The sequence below is a fragment of the Mesorhizobium australicum WSM2073 genome, assembly GCF_000230995.2.
Taxonomy (GTDB): domain Bacteria; phylum Pseudomonadota; class Alphaproteobacteria; order Rhizobiales; family Rhizobiaceae; genus Mesorhizobium; species Mesorhizobium australicum.
On record NC_019973.1, the window covers coordinates 4336104 to 4359275 of the forward strand.

The following is a 23172-nucleotide window of genomic DNA, read 5'->3' on the forward strand; positions in this document are numbered from 1 at the left end:
TGCGCGCCTGCCGCGCAGTGTTTCGGCTTGCCGGTTGTTTCGCTGAAAATCTGGAGCGGGTAGCGGGAATCGAACCCGCATATTCAGCTTGGAAGGCTGCTGCTCTACCACTGAGCTATACCCGCGCCTTGCACTGAAGTATCGGATTTCCCGGAAAAGCGCCATGCGCTTTCGCCTCCGATGCTTTCACGTTTCAGGGCTTCCGGCCGGCAGTGGTGGAGAGGGTTGGATTCGAACCAACGTAGGCTAAGCCAACGGATTTACAGTCCGTCCCCTTTAACCACTCGGGCACCTCTCCAGTCTGCCGCCGGAGCCATGCAACGAGGCATTCTTGCCGATCCGGACCCGAGATAGATGTCTTCTCCGAAACCAGCGAAGCGCCTTATGGCGGCAAGGCCATTGGGTGTCAACCGCGCGGCCACGGTTTTTCGATGTTGTTCGCCGGCTGCGGCGACAGGGCATATCCTTGGCCGGAGGAGACGGCTATAGAAGCCGGCCATGAGCAACAATTCCAACACCCCCAAAGACACCCATTACGCCAAGCTGCGCCGCGCCTTTCGCGACGAGAAGAGCGGCGGCGCGCCGGCGTTCAAGCCACGGCAACCAGTGCCACCAGGCGAAAACGCAGCCGACGGGCTGGTGCGACTCTATGGCCTGCATACGGTGCGCGCGGCACTCGACAATCCGCGCCGCCGGATCAAGAAAATGCTGGTGACGCGCAATGCGGCCGAACGGCTTGAGATCGCCGATCTCGCCGCCCTGCCCTTCAAGGCTGAACTGGTCGAACCCAGGGACATCGACAAGATTACCGGATCGGACGCTGTGCACCAGGGGGTGCTGATCGAGGCCGAGCCGCTGAAGCCCAAGCGCCTCGACGCACTTGGCGACACAAGGCTGGTGCTGGTGCTCGACCAGGTCACCGACCCGCACAATGTCGGCGCCATGCTGCGTTCGGCGGTCGCTTTCGGCGCTGGCGCGCTGATCACCACGGCGCGCCACAGCCCGCAGGAATCAGGCGTGCTGGCAAAATCCGCCTCCGGTGCGCTTGAGCATATCGACCAGGTCGAGGTGAAGAACCTCGCCGATGCGCTCGGCCAGTTGCACGAAGCGGGCTTCCAGACCATCGGGCTCGATTCGGACGGGCCGGCTGAGCTCGAAACCAGCTTTGCCGGCGACAGGATCGCTTTGGTGCTCGGCGCCGAGGGCAAGGGGCTGCGGCAGAAGACGCGCGAGACGGTGACAACGCTGGCCCGCCTCGACATGCCCGGCGCCATCCGCTCGCTCAATGTGTCGAACGCGGCGGCGGTGAGCCTTTATGCGGCGCGGGCATTTCTGAAGCGCGGCTGACTGGAAGCGGCAAGCCTCCCGCCAGAAATCAAAACGGGTCCCGGCGATGCTTGCCGGAACCCGTTGCTGGGTTAAGACGGAAATTGACGGCCTGGGAACGTTACGCCGCCCTCTTCCGACCCTATGCCGGTTTGATTTCTCTTGCCTCCTTGCCGATTTCGAAATTCGCCATCCGCTCCAGCGCCCTCACCAGCGCGGAATGATCTTCCTTCGCGCCGCCATTGGCGGCGCAGGAATTGAACAGTTGCTGGGCGGTCGAGGTGTTGGGCAGCGACACACCAAGCGCCTTCGCACCCTCCAGCGCCAGGTTGAGATCCTTCTGGTGCAGTTCGATGCGAAAGCCGGGCGCGAAGGTGCGCTTGACCATGCGCTCGCCATGTACTTCGAGAATGCGCGAGGCGGCCAGCCCGCCCATCAGCGCCTGCCTGACCTTGGCTGGGTCGGCCCCAGCTTTTGAGGCAAAAACAAGCGCTTCGGCGACCGCTTCAATGGTCAGCGCGACGACGATCTGGTTGGCGACCTTGGTGGTCTGGCCGACACCATTGGGTCCGACCAAAGTGATGTTCTTGCCCATTTTCTCGAACACGGGTTTTGCGCGCTCGAAGGCCGGTTCCTCACCACCGACCATGATGGTAAGCGAAGCCGCCCTGGCACCGACCTCGCCGCCGGAAACCGGCGCGTCGAGATAGTCGCAACCGAGATCGTTGATCCTTTTCGCGAAGTCCTTTGTCTCGATCGGCGAGATCGAACTCATGTCGATCACCAGCTTGCCCTTGGCCAGGCCGGACGCGACTCCGTTGTCGCCGAACAGCACATCGGCCACCTGCGGTGTGTCGGGAACCATCAGCATGATGATCTCGGCGGCCCTCGCGACGGCGGCATGGCCGGCGACCGACTTCAGACCCTTGGCGACGAGATCGGCCGGCGGTTTTGAGCGGTGGTCGCTGGCGATGACGCTGTAGCCGGCCGCCAGCAGATGCCCCGCCATCGGCGCGCCCATGATGCCCAGCCCGATGAAGCCGATGGTTTCCATTGCTTCTCTCCGTTTTTTGTCAGATCGCGTTCCTTCACGCCCAGAGGGGGCGCAACAGAACGCGACCTGAATTGCAAGATTCTTGACAGCTAAGCGGCAGCACTTCCCTGCCCGGTCAGTTCCCTGAACCACCCCAGACCGGCCTCCGTCCCTGCCTTCGGCTTGTACTCCGCGCCAATCCAGCCGGCATAACCAATCCGGTCGATATGTTCGTAGAGGAAGGGATAGTTGATCTCGCCCGTCCCCGGCTCGTGACGGCCGGGATTGTCCGCAAGCTGGATATGCGCGATGCGGTCGAGGTTTGCCTCGATCTTGCGGGCGAGATCCCCCTCCATGATCTGCATGTGGTAGATGTCATATTGCAGGAACAGGTTCTTCGAGCCGACGCGGTCGATCAGCGCCAGCGCCTGGTCGGAATAGTTGAGGAAGAAGCCCGGGATATCGCGGGTGTTGATCGGCTCGATCAGCAGCTTGATGCCGGCTTGGTCGAGTTTCTCCGCCGCGAAAGCCAGGTTCTCGGCAAAGACATCCTCCAGCACCTTGCGGTCGACGTTGGCTGGCGCGATGCCGGCCAGGCAGTTGACCTGCCCGCAGCCAAGTGCCTGCGCGTAGGCGATCGCCCTGGCAATGCCCTGGCGGAATTCCGGCACGCGGTCCGGCAGCACGGCGATGCCACGCTCGCCCTTGGCCCAGTCGCCCGCCGGCAGGTTGAACAGCACCTGCGTCAGGCCGTTCTTCTTCAGTCGGGCGGCGACCACCTCGGGCGCATGATCGTAAGGGCCGATATATTCGACCCCCTTGAAGCCGGCGCGGGCGGCGGCATCGAAACGGTCGAGGAAATCATGCTCGCCAAAGAGCATCGACAGATTGGCTGAAAAACGCGGCATTCTTTTTTCTCCTTTTCTTGCCTGGAACCAAAGCCGTGTTGAGATTCAGGTCAGGCCTAGTCGAAAATGGTGGTTTCCGAGAACCGGAGCGGAGCGTACTTTTCGTACGTGAGCACCGGAAGCGCAGGAAGCCACCGTTTGCAGGCCGGCCTCACCTGAATATCAGCATGGCTTAGTCCAGCATCACGATCGCGGTGGGCGCGTCTTCCTGATGTTCGGCAAGGTCCTCGAATTCGGTGATTTTGTCGATCTCGGTCCCCATCGAGATGTTGGTGACCCGTTCGAGAATGAATTCGAGCACGACCGGAACCTGGTGTTCCTTCATCAGCCGCTGCGCTTGCTTGAAGGCGCCGGCGAATTCCTCCGGCTTGCGCACCCTGACCGCCTTGCAGCCCATTGCCTCGGCGACGGCGACATGGTCGACGCCATAGCCCGCCTCCGGATCGTCGGCCCGGTTGATGTTCTCGAAAGCAAGGCTGACCTCATAGTCCATCGAAAAGCCGCGCTGCGCCTGGCGGATGAGGCCGAGATAGGCATTGTTCACGACCACGTGGATATAGGGCAGCTTGTGCTGCGCGCCGACCGCCAGCTCCTCGATCATGAACTGGAAGTCGTAGTCGCCCGAAAGCGCCACTATGGTGCGCTCGGGATCGGCGGCGCGCACGCCGAGTGCGGCCGGCAAGGTCCAACCGAGCGGGCCGGCCTGGCCGCAATTGATCCAGTTGCGCGGCTTGTAGACATGCAGGAACTGCGCGCCGGCGATTTGCGACAGGCCGATGGTGGTGACATAGGTGACGTCACGGCCGAACGCCTTGTTCATCTCCTCGTAGACACGCTGCGGCTTCAGCGGCACCTGTTCGAAGTGGGTTTTGCGCTTCATCGTCTTCTTGCGGCCCTGGCACTCCCTGGCCCAGCCCGACCAATCGCGCAGCCTGCCCGCCGTCCTCCACTCGGTGGCGACGTCGAGCAGCATCTTCAGTGCCGCCCCCGCATCCGAAACGACGCCGAGATCGGGGGCGAAGACACGGCCGATCTGTGTGGGCTCGATGTCGACATGGATGAATTTCTTGCCCTTGGTGTAGACGTCCACCGAACCGGTGTGACGGTTGGCCCAGCGGTTGCCGATGCCGAAGACAAAATCGGCTTCCAGCATGGTGGCGTTGCCGTAGCGGTGCGAGGTCTGCAGCCCGCACATGCCGGCCATCAGCCGGTGATCGTCAGGAATCGCGCCCCAGCCCATCAGCGTCGGAATGACCGGAACGCCCGTGATCTCGGCAAACTCGATCAACAGGTCGGACGCGTCGGCATTGATGATGCCGCCGCCGGCAACGATTAGCGGCTTCTCGGCCGCGTTGAGCATCGCCAGCGCCTTTTCGGCCTGGGCGCGCGTCATCGCCGGCTTGAATGGCGTCAGCGGCTCATAGGCATCGATGTCGAACTCGATCTCGGCCAGTTGGACGTCGACCGGCAGGTCGATCAGCACCGGACCCGGCCGCGACGAGCGCATCAAATGGAACGCTTTTTGCAGCGCCATCGGCACCAGATAGGGCTCCATCACCGTCACCGCCCATTTGGCGACGGGCGCAGCGATCGCGGCGATGTCGACAGCCTGGAAATCCTCCTTGTTCAGCCGCGCGCGCGGCGCCTGGCCGGTGATGCACAGGATCGGAATGGAATCGGCCGTGGCCGAATAGAGCCCGGTGATCATATCGGTGCCGGCCGGCCCCGATGTGCCGATGCAGAGGCCGATATTGCCCGCCTTGGCTCGGGTATAGCCTTCAGCCATATGCGAGGCCCCCTCCACGTGGCGGGCAAGGACATGGCGGATCGTGCCCCTCGCCTTCAATGCCGAGTACAGCGGATTGATCGCCGCACCCGGCACGCCGAAAGCACAGGACATGCCTTCCTTTTCGAGAACGAGAACAGCGGCATCGACAGCGCGCATCCTGGCCATTTCCAGCCTCCACGAGATGATGTTGGGATGGCTAAGGATGACATCGGGCGGGCACTTTTTCAATTTTTTCAGAATATTTTTTCATTTATAGAAAATGGCTCTTACCAGCTGATTTTGTTTCCTTTTCCCTTTTCCAGGATTTGCACCGAGAATTTCATGAAAAACTTTTTCGTTGCATGTTGGGAGAAACGGTCGAGAATGCCAGCCATGGAAACGAGCGAAAAACGTCAGCGTGGCCGTCCGCGCGCCTTCAATGGTCCGGCCGAAGCTGCCTCGGTGCAGTCGCTCGACCGGGCCTTGCGTATCCTGGCCATTGTCGCGGAAGGCAGCGGCCTGTCGCTGAGCGAGATATCGGCGCAGAGCGGGCTTGCCGCCTCCACCGCCTACCGCATGCTGACGACACTCGAAAACCACGGCATGGTCGAGTTCGATACATTGGACCAGCTCTGGTCGATCGGCGTCGAGACCTACCGCATGGGCGCGGCGTTCCTGCGCCGCCGCAAGCTGGTCGACCGCGCCCGTATCGTCATGCAGGAACTGATGGAGAAGACCGGCGAGACCGCCAATCTCGGCGTCGCGGAAGACGATTGCGTGGTCTTCGTCAACCAGGTCGAGACGCACCAGGCGATCCGCGCCTTCTTCCGGCCGGGTACGCGCAGCCCTTTCCATGCCTCGGGAATCGGCAAGGCGGTGCTGGCACATCTCGAACCGGAGCGCGTCGGAACCATCCTGCGCAAGGCGGGCCTGCAGCGCTATACGGACAAGACCCTTTCCGACATCTCCGCCCTCGCGCACGATCTGGCCGTCGTCAAGCATCGCGGCTGGTCGGTCGACGACGAGGAGCGCCATCCCGGCATGCGATGCGTGGCCGCCGCCATCTTCAACGAGTATGGCGAGCCGATCGGCGGCGTTTCCGTGTCCGGGCCGACGGTGCGGGTCACGCCCGAGCGGCTGGCCGAGATCGGCCCGCTGGTGCGCGACGCGGCGGCCGAAGTGACGAAAATGATCGGCGGCTCGAAGGCAGGCTGATCAAGGGATAGACTAAACGCGCCGAAAATCGCTGCATGCCGCCGGCTGCATGGGATTTGACCGTCTTGCCGTCGCGTTCGAATGCATGCGAAAGGGCGCGCATGAGGAAAGTGGTTCAGCTTCTGCTTGCCGTTTCGCTGTGCGGATGCGTGGCGGCGGCACCACGACCCGATACCGGCGACCAGCGGGTCAATCCCATCCCGATCTCGCTCGCGCTGGAGGAGATCATCACGGCCGGTATCCGCCAGCGGCTGCCGGATTCGGCCTCCGCCAGGTTCGGAACCATGCTCGCAGGCGAGCGAAAGCTTGATGGCCGCGAGGAGATCGTGGTTTGCGGCACCGTCAATGCCAAAACCTCATCCGGCGTCGGCGACAAGCCATTCATCGCCAAAGTCTACCCGGACGCCGCAAGCCACTTCGAACTGGTCGCGATGGGCGACGAGACCGAGGCTGCCCGGCTTCAGATTGGCGGCACCTGCCGCGCGGCCGGTCTGCCGATCCTCGACCCGAAGATGCACCTCTAGAAAGACGGTCTTCAAACGACGAAGAGGGGCTGCCTCGCAACCCCTCTTTCCAGTCGCCCGCCGCCACTCAGAGCCGGCAGTAATGGCTGTAGCCGTCACGGCCGATATAGGTGTCGGAGTCCGGATCGTAGCTGGAGTAGCGATCGAAGCAGCGGCGGACGTGCCAGGAACCGCCATCTTCATCGACATAGACGGTGCGCGGCTGCTGCTGGGCAAGCAGGCTGCCGAGAACGAAACCGCCGACGCCGGCGGCGATGCCGATGCCGAGGCCGTGGTGATGCGAGTGGGCAGCAGAGGGCTGGACGGTGCCGACCAAAGCGGTGGCGGCGACGGTGGTGGCGATGAGGCCGGAAACGAGTGTGCGCTTGAACATGATGATCTCCTTGCTTCGTTTGGAGAGGCGAGCCATCCGCCTCTTGACGATCTGTCGTTGCGGCAAGGAAAAAGGTTCGACGGGTTTTTGATTTTTTTCGAAGAGCAGGAATTCGCTGGCTGAAAAGGCGTGGCGACCCTCGCCGACGTTGATCATCCATTCCGGCACTTCAGGCACCTTGCGCCGATCGGTCATCGTCCGTGACGGCGACTGGAAGCGCCGCGTTCGATGAGAAAAGGGCGGCCGAAGCCGCCCTTTGCTGGAGGTTTCAATCAAGCCGCCAGGCTGCGCTCAGTAGAGGATGATGTGGCGGTGGTGGTGATGACGATGATGGTGATGGCCATAGACCCACCAGTAATCCGGATAGTCCGGGTAATCCTGGTAGTAGAGGTAGTCGTCGAAATGACGATGATGATGATGCATGCCGTGAGCCGACGAAGACTGAACGGTGCCGGCGAGCGCGCCGGTTGCAACGACGATGGCGACGATGCTGGAAACGAAACTGCGCTTGAACATGATGATCTCCTGGATCTCTGATCGAGGCGACCATTCGCCTCTGAGGATCAGTCGGCGCGCCGCGGCGAAAGGTTCGACAGATCTGGAGATTTTTTTGGCGCACTGTTGGCGAAACTGAGTAGGCAGCACCGGCTCGCGCCATGACCGGCAGCAATTGCTCACTACTCACTACTCACTACTCCCCCACTCAGCCCATGCCGGTGATATGCCGAAGCCAGAAGGCGAGCGCGATAAAGCCGATGAAGGTGGTGACGCCTGTCCAGTCGACATTGGCCTTCTTCACATCGCTGATGAGCTTCACCAGCAGCATCCACGCCACGACGACGATAGGGAGAATGATGACAAGCCTGATCATGCGACACTCCGTTCAGCGCATTGCACTTACCCTGATGTAGGAAGCGCGTTCGCGGATTTCAGCATGCGGACGCGCGGGCATCCTCCACCACGGCTGATGCCCAAAAATGGACTTTTGTCTTTACTGGCGCAACAAATATGCTAACCGGAGCGCCGTGCCCTTGTAGCTCAGCTGGTAGAGCAGCGGTTTTGTAAACCGAAGGTCGGCGGTTCGATTCCGTCCGGGGGCACCACCCTACGCTCTTTGAGCTCCGGGTGGCAGGCCACCCCAAGCCCGTAGACGCAGGAGTGTCCTCCGACCCCCTTGTAGGGCGATTACGTCGCCACCACCATTTACGAAGCGCTCGCGATTTGGGCCGACACGTTCGTCCTGGTGAACGTATTCCTCACCCTCACAGACTTGTAGACATAAGCGGCCCAGATGCTGGTCACCACAAACGAAGCCATGGGTGCCGCCAGCGCGTCGCCTGCGAGCACCTTGTTTACCGGAACGCCCAGGATTGACGAAATCCAGATCGTATCCAGGATAAACACAACAGGAATCGCAAACCATTGGCAGAGAAACAATTGCGGGAATCGACGGCTTCGCCGCAGCATTGAAACCAGCACCACCAGCTGAAGCGCCAGAAATGCCAGATTGAGGGCAACCTCGCCATACACAGCCAGAGAGCCGTTTGGGAGGGTCATGAGTTGCTGGTAGCCGTCGGCGGAATTGCCGAAATCGGCGAGCGTGCGCAGCGGTGACAATGTCTGACCGATAGCCAGCAGCATCAGCCAGCCACCGAAGCCCACAAGTGACTCAGGATTCTGCGACGGCTTCGCGGCTGACCGGACAGCAAAGAAAACAGGCACGCCGATCAGCAGCAGCACGATCGCCCAATGCCAGATGGAAAACGTCCCCATTTACCCTTCCCCCTTTTTATACCCCTATAAGTTGTAGCAGATTTCAAACTCAACTCAAGAGCCAATCATCGCGTAAGACGCCGTCCGATGCCGAAGCGACAACTTCTCCTGCCTGCTCCTGACGCCCTCACACTCCGATCGCCGCCACCAATATCCGGTTCTGCCGCCGTATCGCGGCCCTCAACTCCGGTATCCTGGCTTCATCCCGCTTCACGAATTCGATGAACATCATGTTCATGTTGTTGAAGACCAATTCGCCGAGTGCCGTGCCGTCGATATCCTGCCGCACCAGGCCGATCTCCTGAAGGCGGGCGATCAGAGCGCGGATCTGTTCGGTGAGCGAGCGGTCGAGGCCAGTATAAGCCTGGCCGAACGGGCTGTCGGGCAGTTGCGTCGAGATCGCCATCGCCTGCCGCCACATCTCCTTGCTGAGATAGTGCAGCGAGTGCTCGATATAGATGCCGATCAGCGTGTCCAGGGCGTCGCCGACATTGGCGGGCGGCCGGGCGACCACGCCGCGCCCGGCATTGAGCACCTCGTCGACTTCCATCGAGACGATGGCGCCGAGAATATCGCCTTTGTTCTGGTAGTAATTGTAGATGGTGCCGATCGAGACTTCGGCTTGCGCGGCGATCGTCTCGATCTTGGCGCCCTCATACCCGGCCTCGCGAAAAAGCGCCGCCGCCGCCTCGATGATACGCCGGTGGCGATCCGCCTTTTGCCTTGCCCGCAATCCGCTCATATCAGCCTCTTGCCACAAAAACAGAATTGACTCAATTTTAGAATTGGTTCAGTTTTTTGCAAGAAGCCACAAAGGCAAGGGAGAACACTCGATGTCCGTCAAATCCGGCAATCCGCTTTCCGTCCTGAAGCGCCAGATGCACGCTGCATGTGCCGCCACGGCATTGCTGCTTGCGGCGGGCAGCCTCGCCGAAGCCGCCGATCTCAACGCGCTGATCTGGTGCGACCATTCCGATCCGGCGCTGCTGCAGCCTTTCGAGGAGGCCAACAACGTCAAGGTCAACGTCAAGGAATTCGAAGGCACCGGGGCTGGGCTGGCCATCATCGAGCAGTCGCAGCCGGGCGACTGGGACGTGATGGTGATCGATAGCATCGACGTGCCGCGCGGCGTCGAGAAAGGCCTGTTCGAGCCGCTGCCGGAAGACAAGCTGCCGTTCGCCGATCTCTTCCCGCAGGTGAAGATGGACGGCTCGACCATTGTCGGCGGCAAGCGCTACGGCATCACCGAAAAGTTCGGTTACAACACGATCGGCTTCAACAAGACAAAGGTCGATCCGGCGGACATGCAATCCTTGGCGTCGCTGACATCAGACAAGTACAAGGGCAAGGTCGCCATCTACGATTATTATCTCCCCGTCATCGGCATGGCGGCATTGGCCATCGGCAAGAAGACGGCCGATCTCACGGAAGCCGACCTGCCCGCGCTCAAGGAAGAGCTGCTCAAGATGAAGGCCAATGCCAAGCTGGTCGGTGAAGTCACCGCCAGCCAGACGGCGCTGGCGACCGGCGAGGTCGACATATTGGTCGGCGGCGGCGAATGGGTGACGGCAGGGCTGGCCAAGGAAAACCCGGCGCTGGACTTTTCCATTCCAAAAGAAGGTGCGGTGCTGTGGTCGCAGTCGCTCGCCATGTTCAAGGATTCCAGGAACAAGGACATGGCGCTGAAATTCATCCAGTACATACTGAGCCCCGAGGGCCAGGCACGGCTCGCCACCTCGTCCTGTTACTGGGGCATGCCGTCCAACACCAAGGCCGCATTGACCGACGACCAGAAAAAGGTCCTGCGCTTCGACGAGCAGCCCGGCTTCCTCGCCCGTGCGCAGGCCTATCCGGCGCCGAGCGCCGACCTCGACAAGAAGATGCAGGATATGTGGACCGAAATGCTGCAGGCCAAGTGAGCCGATACGCTGATGAGCGCCGCGGGAAACAGTGAGGGCGCGCGGACAGGCCGTGCCCTTCCCTGGGCGCTGGTCACACCGGCACTTGGCTGGACGCTTCTCTTCTTCGTGCTGCCCTTCGTCGCCATGGGACTTTCGAGCTTCACCGCGCAGGAGGGCGGCGGGGGCACCCTGTCCAACTACAGCCAATTCTTCACCAACCCCGCCTACTGGCAGGCGATGGTGAACTCGCTGCAGGTCACCGCCATCGTCACCGTGGTTTCCGTGCTGCTTGCCTATCCCTTCGCCTGGATTCTGGCCCAACAGATTCCTGAACGCTGGCAGCGGCTGGCGCTGATGCTGGCCGTGCTGCCGTTCTGGACCTCCTATGTCGTGCGCTCCTACTCCTGGCTGCTGGTGCTGGCGCAGAACGGCGTCATCAACCGGGCACTGACTGGCATTGGCGTGGTCTCCGAACCGCTGCAGCTCGCCAATACGCGCCTGGCCACCGTCACAGGCTTCGTGCATTTCTTCGTCATGCTTTTGACCCTGACCATCTTCGCCAATCTGAAGCAGCTCAGCCCCAGTTACCGCAAGGCCGCCGCCGATCTCGGCGCCGGACCGGTGCGCACCTTCCTGCATGTCATCCTGCCATTGACCTTGCCCGGCATCATGGTCGGCGCTTTTCTCACTTTCGTGCTGTGCATCGGCGACTACATCACGCCGCAGATCCTCGGCGGGAACAACGAGCTTCTGATGCCGCAGCTGGTGATGATGCAGATCGGCCGGCGCGGCGATTTTCCATTGGCCTCGGCGCTGTCGATCATCCTGATGGCGGTCGTGACCATCGCCTATCTCGCCTGCGCCCGCTGGCTAAAGATCGAGCGGACCTGATCATGCGCAGCATTGGCCGCATCGCTTCCTGGATTTACGCGCTTGCCGTCTACGGCTTCATCTTCCTGCCGGTCGTCGTGCTGGTGCTGTTCTCGCTGCAGTCGACGTCCTTCCCCATCCCCCCGTTCACAGGCCCATCGCTGCGCTGGTACGAGGCGGTTCTTTCCGATAACCGGCTGACTTCGGCGCTGGCCAATTCGCTGCTGGTCGCGGTTCTTTCCTCGGCCGCAGCCGTCATGCTCGGCTTCCTGTCGGCCTGGGGGTTCGCGCGCTTCGTCCTGCCAGGCTCAGGCCTGCTGCGCGGTTTGATCACCTTGCCGCTCACCGTCAGCTATCTCATCATCGGCATGGGGCTGCTGGTGCTGTTCAACTGGGCCGGCGTGCCGAAATCTCTGCTTGCCGCCGGGATCGGCCATGTGGTGATCAACCTGCCGCTGTGCTTCGCCATCATCTACAGCCAGTTAGGCGACCACCAGATCAACATCGAGCGCGCCGCGCGCGACCTCGGCGCGCCGGAATGGAAGGTGCTGCTGTTGATCACCGTGCCAGTCATGGCGCCGGCCATTTTCGCCGGCTTCTTCCTGTCGATGACGTTCTCCTGGGACGAGTTCGTGATCTCCTTCCTGCTGACGCGCTTCGATACCACGCTGCCGGTGGAAATCTGGAACCTGCTGCGCTCCGGCCTCAACCCCAAGACCAATGCGGTCGGTTCGCTGGTCTTTGCCGTCTCGATCGTGCTGGTGGTGTTCTTCGAACTGACCTTGCTGCGAAGGAAACCGGCATGAACGCGCCCCTGGTCGATATCCGCGACATCTGGCACCGCTTCGGCCAGCATCCCGTGCTGAAGAATGTCTCGCTGACGATAGCGGCCGGCAGCTATACGATCCTGCTTGGACCATCCGGTTCCGGCAAGACGACGCTGCTCTCCATTCTCGGCGGTTTCGTCAATCCGAGCGAAGGCAAGGTTCTCATCCGCGGCCAGGACTGCACCTCGGTGCCGCCCGCCAAACGCCCGACGACGACGGTGTTCCAGGATTATGCGCTGTTCCCGCATATGAGCGTCGGCGGCAATGTCGGTTTCGGGCTGCGCATGCAAGGTGTCGATGGAGCGACGCGGGCAGCAAAAGCGCGCGATGCGCTGGCCCTGGTGGGCCTCGCCGCCGCCTTCGACAAGAAGCCGCACCAGCTTTCCGGGGGCCAGCGCCAACGCGTGGCGCTGGCGCGCGCCCTGGTGATCGAGCCGGCGGTGCTTCTGCTCGACGAGCCGCTCGGGGCGCTCGACCTGAAACTGCGCCGCCAGATGCAGGACGAACTGAAGGCGATCCAGAAGCGGGTCGGCACCGCCTTCATCCATGTCACTCACGACCAGGAAGAAGCGATGGCGCTGGCCGACCATTGCGTGGTGATGAATGACGGCCGCATCGAGGACGAGGGGCCGCCCGAGCGCGTCTATGCGAGGCCGGCGACGCGTTTTTCCGCGACCTTCATGGGCGAGAGCACGATTCTTGCCGGCACTGTCATCGAGTCCAGTGACAGGACGAGCACCGTCACGACACCGGTCGGACCGGTTTCCTTATCCAGTGCCTTGCCGTTGGGGTCCACTGCCGCACTGGCGATACGCCCTGAGCACCTTGTGCTTGGCGCTGCGTCGGCTGGCACGAAGCTCGGCGAGGCTGCTGTGAGCGACGTCGTTTTCCAGGGCAGTTTCAAGCGCGTGCTGGCGACCTCCGTCGAAGAGCCTTCCCTGCGGTTCATCGCCAAGCTGCCGGCGACCTCCATCGTCCATGCGGGCGACAGGGTCGCGATTTCCTGTGATACCGACCAGATCATCTTGCTGACGGATTGAACATGAGCACGCTTGCGGTCATCGACGCACCGGACTGGTACGAAACAATCCGCATGGCCGACGGCATCACGCTAATTCACGAGCCATGGATAAAACCGTTCTTCCGCTGCAATATGTGGCATGTGCGCGGACGCGACCGCGATCTCCTGTTCGACACCGGCCTCGGTCATTTCAGCCTGCGCACCCATGTGTCCCTGGTGAGCGAGCGCAAGCTGACCTGCGTTGCCAGCCACACGCATTTCGACCATATCGGCTGCCACCATGAGTTTTCCGATCGCTCCGTGCATTCGGCCGAAGCGGCAATCCTGGCCGATCCGCGCAACGAATGGACCGCTGCCGGCACCTATGCGACCGAAGAAATGTTCGATGGCATGCCGCGGGGCTGGGACACGGCGCGCTATCGCATCCAGCCCGCGCCGGCCGACCGTATGCTCGCGCATGGCGACATCATCGATCTCGGCGACCGGGCCTTCGAGGTCGTCCACACGCCAGGCCATTCGCCGGGCGGCATTGCGCTCTACGAGAAGAAGACCGGCATCCTCTTGTCCGGCGACATCATCTATGATGGCCCGCTGATCGATGATGTCTACCACTCGGACATACCAGATTACATGGCGACGCTGCTCGCCATGCGCGATCTCGACGTCTCGGTCGTCCATGGCGGCCATTTCTCGAGCTTCGGCAAGGTGCGCTACCGCCAGTTGATCGACGAATATCTCGAACAGAAACGTCAGGCCGGCTGCCATCTGCGGCAGCGCCCTTGAGGGCTGAGTTACGGCATCAAGTCGAAATGGCGTGGGAAGGCCTGGGCGGCACGAGCCCGTCACCACCCCTCGCAGTGCGCTGATGGTGACACAGTGGGCGACCGGCTCGCGACACGAACGGCCGGAGCCAGTGCGTCACTCGGGAATGGGTGCCGGAAGCGAGATTGTATAGCGCGGTGGCGCCGATCCCCTGCGGCGTCTCCTCCATTGCCTCAGCTGCTCCCTCCAGCCGACTGGCGGTTTTTCGTAGACAGGGGGAGCCAGGCCGGCGAGCTCATAATAACCTTCGAGAATGTTGGTGCGCAGTAACTGGCGTTCCTGTGTATAGAAGCTGAAATGCGCGACGAGCAGGTCACCGAAAATCTTGCCCGGCCGGTCCAGCTTGGCCGGAAGCGTCGCCGACAACCACTCTTCCTCGTCGCCGCGCGGTTGAAAGTGCTCTCCGAGATCGACAATGTCCGATCCGAAAAAACCGATTGCGTTGATCGAAAAGCGTGACAGCCTGATCTCCCGGTCCGGCACGCGAAAATCCTGGAGCCGATTGGAGCGCACAGCTTCAATGAACACCGGGTGTAGGGCCTGCGGAAAGGTCGCATGCGCCCAGGAGAATTCGCATGACGCCTGACAGGTAAGCGGGCCATCCACCCGCACCCTGGAAAGCTGCTTGATCAGCGAATTGCAGATTGCGTTGTTGACGATCAACGGAGCGTACCAGATGGCCGATCCCCTTTCGGCCATGACCCTTGCCATGAATTTTCGAAAGAAGCCGTCCTCGACAAAAACTACATCGTCGTCGAGGCGTAGGTAGAAAGCACCGGTATCGTCGCAAAAGCGATAGAAATCGCCGATGACGTTGATCCCGCCATCGGCATGTGGAAGCCGCTTGATCTTGCAACGCGGATCGGAGGCCGCCAATCTTTGTAGATAGGCCCGGTCAGCCTCGTTGCGACAGTTGTCCCAGAGGTGCCACTCATGCACATCGAGGTTTTTCAAAACATGATGGCCAAGCAGACGCAGATATTTCTCACGACCGGCCGGGGTGACAACGATCAGTTTCATAGAATTCCTGGTTCCTGTAAAATCAGAGTCCCGTACATCAGCGAATCTTGATTATCAGAACGCTCGTTCGGGCAATAGCTGTTGACATGACAGGCCCCTGCCCCATTGGATTCGCCTCAAAACACGACGAATCGTCATGACGTTTAAATACACCCGTTATGCCGGCAAGACATCGTGCTCAGGTAACGCCAGGAGATCTTCCTCATGCCCTTCGCATTCAACTTGCTTTCGTGTAGGGCTCGCCGAGGACCCGGATTGAGGGTATGAGTGTCGGAAGCAGGACTTTGACGAACACCACACACCGCAATCTCGTGATAGTCAGGGCAGGCGACAAATCTCTCCATCGTGGATGGGGGGCGGACGATCCCAATTGTGAATTTGATTTGATCGTCAGCTACTTCGGAAGTGATCCATCTGCGTTTCGGCTGCCGCTTGAAAACCGAGTCGACTACAAGGGCGGCAAATGGGATGGCATCCATGCTCTGCTGAGCCAACAGCCCGAACTTCTTGACCGCTACCAGTATGTCTGGCTGCCGGACGACGATCTGGAAGCAGACCGGGCGACCATCGAGGCGATGTTCGCCAACATGCGCCGGCTTGGCCTCCATATCGGCCAGCCGTCACTGACGCTGGACAGCTATTATTCCCACCTCCCGTTCCTCCGCTGCAAGAGCTTCGAGTTTCGCCTGGTAGACACGATCGAGATCATGGCCCCCTGCCTGAGAGCCGATGTAGCGGCCAAGATGCTGCCTCTGTTCAAACACTCCATGAGCGGTTTTGGTCTGGACTTGTTGTGGACCAGGCTTGCCGAAGAAAACCGTGGAACATCTGCCGTGTTCGACGCCTTGCCGGTCCGCCACACCCGGCCGGTGGGAGCTCACCTGAAAACAGCGATGCTCGAGTCAGGAAGAACGCCCGACAAGGAATATCGCCAATTGGCGTCGCAATATGGATTTGGCGAGCTTTTTCCATTGTCCTATGAGGCCGTCGATCGAAAAGGCCGGCGCTGGCGGTCGAAATCGATGATCGGCCTGCGTATGGTGGCCGACTATCTCTTGGACAGGAAAGCCTTTCGCCAGGCGAATCGATTGAGGGAATTGTTATGGCGCCTTCTGCGCAGGCAGTATTCCAAGTCCGTCGATCTGTCCCAAATAATTCTCAAGCCCTAAGGTTCGGATACGCGAATGGACAGGACCCTGCTGGGCAAGGCCGAAATCCTCATTGTCGGCGCTGGTTTTTACGGTGCAACGCTTGCCGAGCGCATCGCCACGCAACTCGGGCGACGCGTGCTGGTAATCGACCGGCGCCGGCACATCGGCGGCAATGCCTACACCGAACAAGATCCTGTCACCGGTGTGGAGATCCATCGCTACGGGCCGCATCTGTTCCATACATCCAACGAGGAGGTCTGGAATTACCTGCGTGCCTTCACCGGTTTTACCGCCTATCGCCATCGTGCATTCTCGACATATCGCGACAAGGTCTATCCGCTGCCGATCAACCTTGCCACGATGTCCCAGTTCTTCGGCAGGCGGCTAAGTCCGGACGAGGCACGCGACATGATTGCCGAGCAGGCGACGGAAGTTGGCGACCGTCCGCCGGCCAATCTTGAGGAGAAGGCGATCTCCCTGGTCGGCCGCCCTCTCTACGAGGCCTTGATCAAGGGTTACACCGCCAAGCAATGGCAGACGGATCCGCGCGAACTGCCGGCCCAGATCATCGCGCGCCTGCCGGTTCGCTACACATTCGAGGACGGCTATTTCAACGACCGGTTCCAGGGCCAGCCTGTGGACGGCTACACGGCGATCTTCGAAAAGATGCTGGCGCAGGAGCTTATCGAAACACGGCTTGGCATCGACTTCTTCGACATCAAGTCCTTGCTGCCGAAGGACCTGCCGGTCGTCTACACCGGGCCGATCGACCGCTACTTCGACTATAGCGAAGGCGAACTCGGCTGGCGAACCATTGATATCGATCTGGAGGTCATGGACACGCCGGACCATCAGGGCACGGCGATCATGAACTACGCGGACGAGGCCGTGCCTTATACCCGCGTGGTCGAATTCCGGCATTTCAACCCGGAGCGCCAGCACGGGAGCGCCAAGACGCTCATCGGCCGCGAGTATTCCCGTTTCGCAGGCCGCGCCGACGAGCCTTATTATCCGATCGACACGCGCAAGGATCAGGCGGTCTATCGCCGCTATCTCGACCGGGCGGGTGCGGAGAAAAACCTGCACCTCGGGGGACGGTTGGGAACCTACCGCTATCTCGATATGCATCAGGCGATCGGCGCCGCCCTTAAGGTCTTCGAAACCGTGCTCGAGCCCTATTTCGCCGGTCGGCTCGATTCCGTCTCGCGTTCGACATGACGGGCCGGGTTCTGAAGCCGCAAATCTCCGGTTTTCAGGTCGTCGCCGCCGATTTGCCATCGGCGGCTATCCGCTTCCTGAACCATTCGAAAGTACGCCGGATCCCCTGGTGCGGACCGATGCGGTGTTTGACCTATAGCGCCCTTTGCGGGCAAGGCATGCCGGCGGCATCGCCGCAACGCGACGCCGTGGGGATCGGCCTGGCGCTCGTTTCTTCCGACTGGCGCACCAGTTCTGCGAAGACAAGCGCGAAACTTCCCAACATGAGAAAGACGATGATCAGGCGTGCTACCGGCAATATGTCGGCCTCGTCTGGCTGGCGCATATCCCCTGGCATCGAGAACCGCGGGTTCATGCACGCATATCTGAACTGCCGCAGCGTCCTTTGCGTCCCGAAGTGACAAGGTCGTGCTGCGGGCGCCCCACGCCACCCATGCCGGCTAACATGATCGATCCGGCTTTACGAGACCTTAAGCCCGGCCTTAACCATCACATTCGCTCGCGCCGTGACATCAACCGCGACCGGCTGGTGCGCCGGTCCTGCCGCACCCTCGCCTCATGGGCTGACAGAGGCTCTCTTTGCAGACGTGCCTGCCCCATGCTACCCCGGCGCTGGCGCCAGAACCTGCCGGCGCCAATCGGTCGCGATCGGGGAGCCATGAGCACAGCCACCAACAGCATCGCCTTCGTCTCTTCCGACACAGCAGACGCCAAGGCGGCGCTGGATAGCCTGTCGGCGCGCTATGGCCAATGTTCGGTCGCCGAGGCGACCGTCGTGGTGGCGCTGGGCGGCGACGGCTTTCTGCTGCAAACATTGCGCGACACGATGGGTACGGGAAAAAAGGTCTACGGCATGAACCGTGGCACCATCGGCTTCCTGATGAACGAATACCGGTCCGGGGGGCTCACCGAGCGCATCGCGGCGGCGGTCGCCGAAACGATCCGCCCGCTGGAGATGCTGGCAACCACCTCGGATGGCGAACACGTCACGGCACTGGCGATCAACGAAGTGGCGCTGTGGCGCCAATCCTACCAGACGGCCAAGATCCGCATCAGCATCGATGACCAAATACGGCTCGAGGAACTGAACTGCGACGGCGTCATGATCGCGACGCCGGCCGGATCGACCGCGTATAATCTTTCCGCGCACGGCCCGATCCTGCCTCTCGACGCGCCGCTTTTGGCGCTCACGCCGGTCAGCCCGTTTCGTCCGCGACGCTGGCGCGGCGCATTGCTTTCCAACAAGGCGACCGTGCGCTTCGACATTCTGGAGTCGGAAAAGCGGCCGGTGAACGCGGCCGCCGACCACACGGAGGTCAAGGCGGTGACCTCGGTCACGGTGCGGGAATCGCCAACGGCCACCGCGACTTTGCTGTTCGATCCCAACCACTCCTGGAACGAACGCATCCTGGCCGAACAGTTCCGTTACTGAGCCGGCACAGTGACAGGAGGCCGGATTAGGCATCGCGATTAAGGTTACAACTTCACAATCGCGCCAATCCTACCCGTTTCTGTTGACAAATCGCGGGCTTGCGCCTAATCGCAATACCAATCTTGCAGGCGCGTGGCGCTTGCCGCGACGAATGACGTTGCGCTTCCCCGAACCAGCCAAAGACAGCAACACTTGTCCTCAGACACGACGATCGCTCAAGAAGCGTTGACCTTTTCAGACCTCGGCCTGTCGCCGAAGGTGCTTTCCGCAGTCACCGATGCCGGCTATCTCCAGCCGACGCCGATCCAGGCTGGTGCGATCCCGCACGCCTTGCTCGGCAAGGACGTGCTGGGCATTGCCCAGACCGGCACCGGCAAGACCGCGTCCTTCGTGCTGCCGATGCTGACCCGGCTGGAAAAGGGCCGTGCCCGCGCCCGCATGCCGCGCACGCTGATCCTGGAGCCGACGCGTGAGCTTGCCGCGCAGGTCGAGGAAAACTTCGTCAAATACGGCAAGAACCACAAGCTCAACATCGCGCTGCTGATCGGCGGGGTGTCGTTCGACGAACAGGACAAAAAGCTGGAGCGCGGCGCCGATGTGCTGATCGCTACGCCTGGCCGTCTGCTCGACCATCGCGAGCGCGGCAAGCTGCTGCTCAACGGCGTCGAGATCCTCGTCATCGACGAGGCGGACCGCATGCTCGACATGGGTTTCATTCCCGATATCGAGCGTATCTGCGAGATGATCCCGTTCACCCGGCAGACGCTGTTCTTCTCGGCGACCATGCCGCCAGAGATCACCAAGCTGACGGAAAAATTCCTGCATGCGCCGGTGCGCGTCGAGGTCTCCAAGGCCGCTTCGGCGGCCACCAACATCATCCAGCGGTTGGTCAAATCGGGCTCGAAGCCTTGGGACAAGCGTGAAACGCTGCGCAACCTGATCAAGGCCGAGGATGCGGAGCTGAAGAACGCGATCATCTTCTGCAACCGCAAGATCGAGGTTTCGGAGCTGTTCCGCTCGCTGCTGAAATATGATTTCGATGCCGGTGCGCTGCATGGCGACATGGACCAGCGCGCGCGCATGCAGATGCTGGCCAATTTCCGTGACGGCAAGCTGCGCTATCTCGTCGCCTCGGATGTCGCCGCGCGCGGCCTCGACATTCCCGATGTCAGCCATGTCTTCAACTACGACGTGCCGATCCATGCCGAGGACTATGTCCACCGCATCGGCCGCACCGGCCGTGCCGGACGCTCCGGCAAGTCCTTCACCATCGCGACCAAGTCCGACACCAAATATATCGACGCCATCGAACGGCTGATCGGGACCAAGATCGAGTGGCATGACGGCGACCTGTCGACGGTGGTTGCCAGCGAAGGCGAGGACGATGCTCCGCGCCGCGGCAAAGGCGCGCCACGCCGCGCCGGCCGCAAGGACGAGGACCGCAACGACAGGGGCGGGCGCAAGAAGGGCGGCGAGCGTCGCGGCAGACACAGCGAGGAAGATGCCTCGGCCGTGGTTGCTCAGCCGCAGGAGCAGCCCGATGTGGCCGAGACGGCCGATATTGTCGAACGGCGCGCGCGCAAGGATGCAATCCGCTCGGAAAACACCGAGCGCAAATCGTCCGACCGCAATGAGCCCCGCGCCCCTGAGCGCGGCGACACCAGGCCGCAGCGCAGCAACAACCGCCCTGCCCGCCACCATCAGGAAGACAACGACGCCACGGTCGGCTTCGGCGACGACATGCCGGCCTTCATGCGCATCGTCGCCAAGGTCTGATTCCAGCCAGCAAGCCGCCTGGCCGGCTTGCCTTCTTTTTTGCCCTGCAGCCGACAGCAATTCGAGGAAAAGCCGCGTAGCGCTCTTCCGTCGCGAATTGCGTGGAAACAAGCAGGTGGGGCGATTCAGGCGAACGCTGGTCCGCTCCAGTTCACATCGGCCCGGACATCATCTTGGTCGGTTTTTCCAGCATCGGAAACTCGGCCTTGTTGCATTTCACCTTCGGGTTCGTCGGACTGAACATGCCGTTCGGATTGTCATCGAGCCAGGCGTGAAGATCGTAGTGGACGAACTCCTTCGGGATGAGCGGATAATGTCCCTCCATCGGGCCCATGAAGGTTTGACCGAACAGCTTCGGCGGCGCCTTGATGTCCGGGGTTAGCGGCACCAGCCATTCCACGCCGACCAACTTCAGGCCTTTCTTGGTCGGCTCGTAGATCAGGACGTTGGGCTTCATCGGGTCGAGTTTCTGGCCGACGCTTGGAACGTTGACGAAGTGGATGCCCATGGCGCCTTTCGGATAGTCCATGGAGCCGGGTATCTTTTCTCCGCTGTAGTAGACGCAGCCGACCGTCGAGAGATAGAGATCGCGGACGGCGGCGGTGTAGTCCTGATATTTGGCGAGCGATTTTTTCAACGCGTCCATGTCGGCCTTGTTGGCGTCCTCGGCATGAGCCGTGGCGAGGCCCAACCATGCACCTACAACACCTGTCAAAGCGAGGACGCCGCAGCGCCCAAGGCTGGCTGTTCTTGTCATGCATTCCTCCCAGATTTCTGATCTGGCCGTGCAAGACCGAGGCGGCGGCAAAGTCGTTGATTGCGCGGCCGATTAAACCGCCCCATCCCCTTTGGAACGCGGCAATGCTAATCCTTTCCACGGCTGCGGAAAAGAACTTATTAGATATTGCTAATTTTATTTGACTGCTGTCACGAAACTGGCACCGCCAGTATACGCCTGGATGAAAACGGCCCCCATTGGGGGCCGTTTAGCGTGACAAACACGGCCCTGCTCAGGTGAGCGGCGAAAGCTGAATCTCGACGCGTCGGTTCTGGGCCCGGCCCTCGGCCGTGGCGTTGGAGGCGACGGGCCTCGTCTTGCCAAATCCGGTGACGGCGAAGCGGCGCTGGTCAACGCCCTGGCCGGACAGATAATTGGCGACCGCCAGGGCACGGCGCTGCGACAGGTCGAAATTGTGCTGGTCGCCACCGGTCGAATCGGTGTGGCCGAAAACGTCGACCGTGGTCTGCTTGAACTTCTTCAGCACCAGCGCCACCGAATTCAGCACCTGGTAGAAGCCGGGCTTCACCGCGTCCTGGTCGGTGTTGAAGGTGATGTCGGACGGCATGTTGAGGATGATCTGGTCGCCGCTGCGGGTGACGCTGACGCCGGTGCCCTCGAGCTGCCGGCGCAGTTCCGCCTCGTTCTGGTCCATAGTGGCGCCAATGGCGCCGCCGGCCAGCGCGCCGATGCCGGCGCCGATCAGCGCATTGCGACGATCATTGCCGCCGGCAAGCAGACCAAGGCTGGCACCGGCCAGAGCGCCAAGGCCCGCGCCCGCCGCCGTGTTCGAAATCTTCTGGTCGCCCGTATACGGATCGGTGGTGGTGCACGCGGTCACGAGCAGAGCCGTCGCCATAACGACGAGCACGGTCTTCTTCATAGGATGGTCCCTCTCCAAGTCACGCCTTACGATGGCGCCAAATCAGCCCTTGCCGCGACTTGTAGCATGAAATGCGGCGAAAAACGGAACGGGAAAAGCGCCTGCCGATTATCCAGTTGGCCGCCCGGTGTGGCTACCAGAGATTCTTGCCGTCAATGACCACCACTTCGACTTTATCGAGATCGAAATCATCGAACAGCCGCGCGTTCACGCTGATCTTCGGATTGTCGAAATCCGGCTCGCCGGTCGACCAGTCCGGCGTTTCGGTGAAGGTGCCGCAGCCGCAGGTTGCGCAAAAACCATGCTTTACGGTTTTTGAGCCCCACTGATAAAAGGAAACATTCTTCAGCGGCGTGACGAGCTTGAACTGCGATGGGGTATAGTAGGCCCAAAGCGAGCCGCGTTTCGAGCAGAACGAACAGGTGCATTGCGTCACCGTCTGCGGCGCTTCCGACACCTCGAACATCGTCGCCTTGCAGTGGCAGCTTCCCTTGATGGCCATGAATATCACCTCTCCATTGTCCGCCGCCCAGGCGGCAAGGCACCATAAAGA

25 protein-coding genes and 3 tRNA genes are annotated in these 23172 nt (G+C 61.3%); 14 read left to right on the top strand and 14 right to left on the bottom strand.

Features of this window, described 5'->3' with window-relative positions; genetic code table 11:
* Positions 1–51 precede the first annotated feature (51 nt).
* Positions 52–125 (bottom strand) — tRNA-Gly (locus tag MESAU_RS20840).
* Between the two features lie 88 nt (positions 126–213).
* A tRNA-Tyr gene (locus MESAU_RS20845) sits at positions 214–298 on the bottom strand.
* Between the two features lie 200 nt (positions 299–498).
* Here MESAU_RS20845 and MESAU_RS20850 point away from each other — a divergent pair.
* A complete protein-coding gene (locus tag MESAU_RS20850) occupies positions 499–1347 on the top strand; it encodes a TrmH family RNA methyltransferase (RefSeq protein WP_015318002.1) in 849 nt (282 codons plus the stop codon).
* 121 nt (positions 1348–1468) lie between these two features.
* Here MESAU_RS20850 and MESAU_RS20855 read toward each other — a convergent pair whose 3' ends face one another.
* The 3 genes from MESAU_RS20855 to gcl form a co-directional block, all read right to left on the bottom strand.
* Complete coding sequence (locus MESAU_RS20855) at positions 1469–2380, bottom strand: 2-hydroxy-3-oxopropionate reductase (RefSeq protein ID WP_015318003.1); 912 nt, start codon at positions 2378–2380, stop codon at positions 1469–1471.
* An 89-nt stretch (positions 2381–2469) separates the two neighbouring features.
* A complete protein-coding gene (gene otnI / locus MESAU_RS20860) occupies positions 2470–3267 on the bottom strand; it encodes a 2-oxo-tetronate isomerase (protein WP_015318004.1) in 798 nt (265 codons plus the stop codon).
* 172 nt (positions 3268–3439) lie between these two features.
* Positions 3440–5221: a glyoxylate carboligase gene (gene gcl / locus MESAU_RS20865; RefSeq protein WP_015318005.1), complete on the bottom strand. Its 1782-nt coding sequence runs from the start codon at positions 5219–5221 to the stop codon at positions 3440–3442.
* A 207-nt stretch (positions 5222–5428) separates the two neighbouring features.
* On the opposite strand from gcl, the gene bhcR reads away from it, so the two are divergent.
* The gene (gene bhcR, locus MESAU_RS20870; protein WP_015318006.1) at positions 5429–6250 is read left to right on the top strand and encodes an HTH-type transcriptional regulator BhcR; all 822 of its coding nucleotides are present in this window, start codon (positions 5429–5431) and stop codon (positions 6248–6250) included.
* Between the two features lie 149 nt (positions 6251–6399).
* Positions 6400–6774 carry a hypothetical protein gene (locus tag MESAU_RS20875; protein ID WP_245262886.1) on the top strand — a complete coding sequence of 125 codons (375 nt, stop codon included), beginning with the start codon at positions 6400–6402 and terminating at the stop codon, positions 6772–6774.
* 67 nt (positions 6775–6841) lie between these two features.
* Here MESAU_RS20875 and MESAU_RS20880 read toward each other — a convergent pair whose 3' ends face one another.
* The 3 genes from MESAU_RS20880 to MESAU_RS30370 all read right to left on the bottom strand — a co-directional run bounded on the left by MESAU_RS20880 (position 6842) and on the right by MESAU_RS30370 (position 8018).
* Positions 6842–7147 carry a BA14K family protein gene (locus MESAU_RS20880; protein WP_041163844.1) on the bottom strand — a complete coding sequence of 102 codons (306 nt, stop codon included), beginning with the start codon at positions 7145–7147 and terminating at the stop codon, positions 6842–6844.
* 291 nt (positions 7148–7438) lie between these two features.
* Positions 7439–7663 (bottom strand): hypothetical protein, encoded by a 225-nt coding sequence (locus MESAU_RS20885; RefSeq protein WP_015318009.1) that lies wholly within the window; start codon positions 7661–7663, stop codon positions 7439–7441.
* 187 nt (positions 7664–7850) lie between these two features.
* Complete coding sequence (locus tag MESAU_RS30370) at positions 7851–8018, bottom strand: hypothetical protein (RefSeq protein ID WP_015318010.1); 168 nt, start codon at positions 8016–8018, stop codon at positions 7851–7853.
* A gap of 156 nt (positions 8019–8174) precedes the next feature.
* Here MESAU_RS30370 and MESAU_RS20890 point away from each other — a divergent pair.
* Positions 8175–8250 (top strand) — tRNA-Thr (locus MESAU_RS20890).
* A gap of 100 nt (positions 8251–8350) precedes the next feature.
* On the opposite strand, the gene MESAU_RS20895 is transcribed toward MESAU_RS20890, so the two are convergent.
* Together MESAU_RS20895 and MESAU_RS20900 are read right to left on the bottom strand one after the other, a co-directional pair.
* On the bottom strand, positions 8351–8920 hold the full coding sequence (locus tag MESAU_RS20895) for a DUF2569 family protein (protein WP_015318011.1): 570 nt from the start codon (positions 8918–8920) through the stop codon (positions 8351–8353).
* Between the two features lie 127 nt (positions 8921–9047).
* Positions 9048–9662: a TetR/AcrR family transcriptional regulator gene (locus MESAU_RS20900; RefSeq protein ID WP_015318012.1), complete on the bottom strand. Its 615-nt coding sequence runs from the start codon at positions 9660–9662 to the stop codon at positions 9048–9050.
* Positions 9663–9753: 91 nt separating this feature from the next.
* Here MESAU_RS20900 and MESAU_RS20905 point away from each other — a divergent pair, with 91 nt between their 5' ends.
* From MESAU_RS20905 to MESAU_RS20925, 5 genes are read left to right on the top strand one after another with little or no spacing between them, the layout of a single operon-like run.
* Positions 9754–10839: a polyamine ABC transporter substrate-binding protein gene (locus MESAU_RS20905; protein ID WP_015318013.1), complete on the top strand. Its 1086-nt coding sequence runs from the start codon at positions 9754–9756 to the stop codon at positions 10837–10839.
* 12 nt (positions 10840–10851) lie between these two features.
* Positions 10852–11712, top strand: a complete 861-nt coding sequence (locus MESAU_RS20910; RefSeq protein ID WP_015318014.1) for an ABC transporter permease — start codon at positions 10852–10854, stop codon at positions 11710–11712.
* 2 nt (positions 11713–11714) lie between these two features.
* Positions 11715–12497: an ABC transporter permease gene (locus MESAU_RS20915; RefSeq protein ID WP_015318015.1), complete on the top strand. Its 783-nt coding sequence runs from the start codon at positions 11715–11717 to the stop codon at positions 12495–12497.
* On the top strand, positions 12494–13558 hold the full coding sequence (locus MESAU_RS20920) for an ABC transporter ATP-binding protein (RefSeq protein ID WP_015318016.1): 1065 nt from the start codon (positions 12494–12496) through the stop codon (positions 13556–13558). Before MESAU_RS20915 ends, MESAU_RS20920 begins: the two co-directional genes overlap by 4 nt.
* Positions 13559–13560: 2 nt before the next feature.
* Positions 13561–14322: an MBL fold metallo-hydrolase gene (locus tag MESAU_RS20925; RefSeq protein ID WP_015318017.1), complete on the top strand. Its 762-nt coding sequence runs from the start codon at positions 13561–13563 to the stop codon at positions 14320–14322.
* 135 nt (positions 14323–14457) lie between these two features.
* Here the strand turns inward: MESAU_RS20925 and MESAU_RS20930 are convergent, their stop codons facing one another.
* Complete coding sequence (locus tag MESAU_RS20930; RefSeq protein ID WP_015318018.1) at positions 14458–15381, bottom strand: hypothetical protein; 924 nt, start codon at positions 15379–15381, stop codon at positions 14458–14460.
* Between the two features lie 284 nt (positions 15382–15665).
* Between MESAU_RS20930 and MESAU_RS29645 the strand changes: the two genes are divergently transcribed.
* The 5 genes from MESAU_RS29645 to MESAU_RS20955 all read left to right on the top strand — a co-directional run bounded on the left by MESAU_RS29645 (position 15666) and on the right by MESAU_RS20955 (position 20958).
* Complete coding sequence (locus MESAU_RS29645) at positions 15666–16550, top strand: hypothetical protein (RefSeq protein WP_140717317.1); 885 nt, start codon at positions 15666–15668, stop codon at positions 16548–16550.
* Positions 16551–16565: 15 nt separating this feature from the next.
* Positions 16566–17750, top strand: coding sequence for a UDP-galactopyranose mutase (glf, locus tag MESAU_RS20940; RefSeq protein ID WP_015318020.1), 1185 nt, complete (start codon positions 16566–16568; stop codon positions 17748–17750).
* Positions 17747–18151 (top strand): hypothetical protein, encoded by a 405-nt coding sequence (locus tag MESAU_RS31280; RefSeq protein ID WP_015318021.1) that lies wholly within the window; start codon positions 17747–17749, stop codon positions 18149–18151. Before glf ends, MESAU_RS31280 begins: the two co-directional genes overlap by 4 nt.
* Positions 18152–18408: 257 nt before the next feature.
* On the top strand, positions 18409–19182 hold the full coding sequence (locus MESAU_RS20950) for an NAD kinase (protein WP_041163462.1): 774 nt from the start codon (positions 18409–18411) through the stop codon (positions 19180–19182).
* A 192-nt stretch (positions 19183–19374) separates the two neighbouring features.
* Positions 19375–20958, top strand: coding sequence for a DEAD/DEAH box helicase (locus MESAU_RS20955; RefSeq protein WP_015318023.1), 1584 nt, complete (start codon positions 19375–19377; stop codon positions 20956–20958).
* A 151-nt stretch (positions 20959–21109) separates the two neighbouring features.
* On the opposite strand, the gene MESAU_RS20960 is transcribed toward MESAU_RS20955, so the two are convergent.
* The 3 genes from MESAU_RS20960 to MESAU_RS20970 all read right to left on the bottom strand — a co-directional run bounded on the left by MESAU_RS20960 (position 21110) and on the right by MESAU_RS20970 (position 23121).
* Positions 21110–21715, bottom strand: a complete 606-nt coding sequence (locus MESAU_RS20960; protein ID WP_015318024.1) for a hypothetical protein — start codon at positions 21713–21715, stop codon at positions 21110–21112.
* 253 nt (positions 21716–21968) lie between these two features.
* The gene (locus MESAU_RS20965; protein ID WP_015318025.1) at positions 21969–22619 is read right to left on the bottom strand and encodes a YiaD family glycine zipper/OmpA-like lipoprotein; all 651 of its coding nucleotides are present in this window, start codon (positions 22617–22619) and stop codon (positions 21969–21971) included.
* Between the two features lie 133 nt (positions 22620–22752).
* A complete protein-coding gene (locus MESAU_RS20970) occupies positions 22753–23121 on the bottom strand; it encodes a GFA family protein (protein ID WP_015318026.1) in 369 nt (122 codons plus the stop codon).
* Between the last annotated feature and the right edge of the window lie 51 nt (positions 23122–23172).

Coding starts and splice junctions, on each gene's coding strand:
- MESAU_RS20915 (WP_015318015.1), top strand. CDS start 11,715: ATGCGCAGCATTGGCCGCATCGCTTCCTGGATTTACGCGCTTGCCGTC.
- MESAU_RS31280 (WP_015318021.1), top strand. CDS start 17,747: ATGACGGGCCGGGTTCTGAAGCCGCAAATCTCCGGTTTTCAGGTCGTC.
- MESAU_RS20855 (WP_015318003.1), bottom strand. CDS start 2,380: ATGGAAACCATCGGCTTCATCGGGCTGGGCATCATGGGCGCGCCGATG.
- glf (WP_015318020.1), top strand. CDS start 16,566: ATGGACAGGACCCTGCTGGGCAAGGCCGAAATCCTCATTGTCGGCGCT.
- MESAU_RS20905 (WP_015318013.1), top strand. CDS start 9,754: ATGTCCGTCAAATCCGGCAATCCGCTTTCCGTCCTGAAGCGCCAGATG.
- MESAU_RS20850 (WP_015318002.1), top strand. CDS start 499: ATGAGCAACAATTCCAACACCCCCAAAGACACCCATTACGCCAAGCTG.
- MESAU_RS20910 (WP_015318014.1), top strand. CDS start 10,852: ATGAGCGCCGCGGGAAACAGTGAGGGCGCGCGGACAGGCCGTGCCCTT.
- gcl (WP_015318005.1), bottom strand. CDS start 5,221: ATGGCCAGGATGCGCGCTGTCGATGCCGCTGTTCTCGTTCTCGAAAAG.
- MESAU_RS20900 (WP_015318012.1), bottom strand. CDS start 9,662: ATGAGCGGATTGCGGGCAAGGCAAAAGGCGGATCGCCACCGGCGTATC.
- otnI (WP_015318004.1), bottom strand. CDS start 3,267: ATGCCGCGTTTTTCAGCCAATCTGTCGATGCTCTTTGGCGAGCATGAT.
- MESAU_RS20930 (WP_015318018.1), bottom strand. CDS start 15,381: ATGAAACTGATCGTTGTCACCCCGGCCGGTCGTGAGAAATATCTGCGT.
- MESAU_RS20885 (WP_015318009.1), bottom strand. CDS start 7,663: ATGTTCAAGCGCAGTTTCGTTTCCAGCATCGTCGCCATCGTCGTTGCA.
- bhcR (WP_015318006.1), top strand. CDS start 5,429: ATGGAAACGAGCGAAAAACGTCAGCGTGGCCGTCCGCGCGCCTTCAAT.
- MESAU_RS20920 (WP_015318016.1), top strand. CDS start 12,494: ATGAACGCGCCCCTGGTCGATATCCGCGACATCTGGCACCGCTTCGGC.
- MESAU_RS20970 (WP_015318026.1), bottom strand. CDS start 23,121: ATGGCCATCAAGGGAAGCTGCCACTGCAAGGCGACGATGTTCGAGGTG.
- MESAU_RS20880 (WP_041163844.1), bottom strand. CDS start 7,147: ATGTTCAAGCGCACACTCGTTTCCGGCCTCATCGCCACCACCGTCGCC.
- MESAU_RS30370 (WP_015318010.1), bottom strand. CDS start 8,018: ATGATCAGGCTTGTCATCATTCTCCCTATCGTCGTCGTGGCGTGGATG.
- MESAU_RS20950 (WP_041163462.1), top strand. CDS start 18,409: ATGAGCACAGCCACCAACAGCATCGCCTTCGTCTCTTCCGACACAGCA.
- MESAU_RS20925 (WP_015318017.1), top strand. CDS start 13,561: ATGAGCACGCTTGCGGTCATCGACGCACCGGACTGGTACGAAACAATC.
- MESAU_RS20895 (WP_015318011.1), bottom strand. CDS start 8,920: ATGGGGACGTTTTCCATCTGGCATTGGGCGATCGTGCTGCTGCTGATC.
- MESAU_RS20965 (WP_015318025.1), bottom strand. CDS start 22,619: ATGAAGAAGACCGTGCTCGTCGTTATGGCGACGGCTCTGCTCGTGACC.
- MESAU_RS20960 (WP_015318024.1), bottom strand. CDS start 21,715: ATGACAAGAACAGCCAGCCTTGGGCGCTGCGGCGTCCTCGCTTTGACA.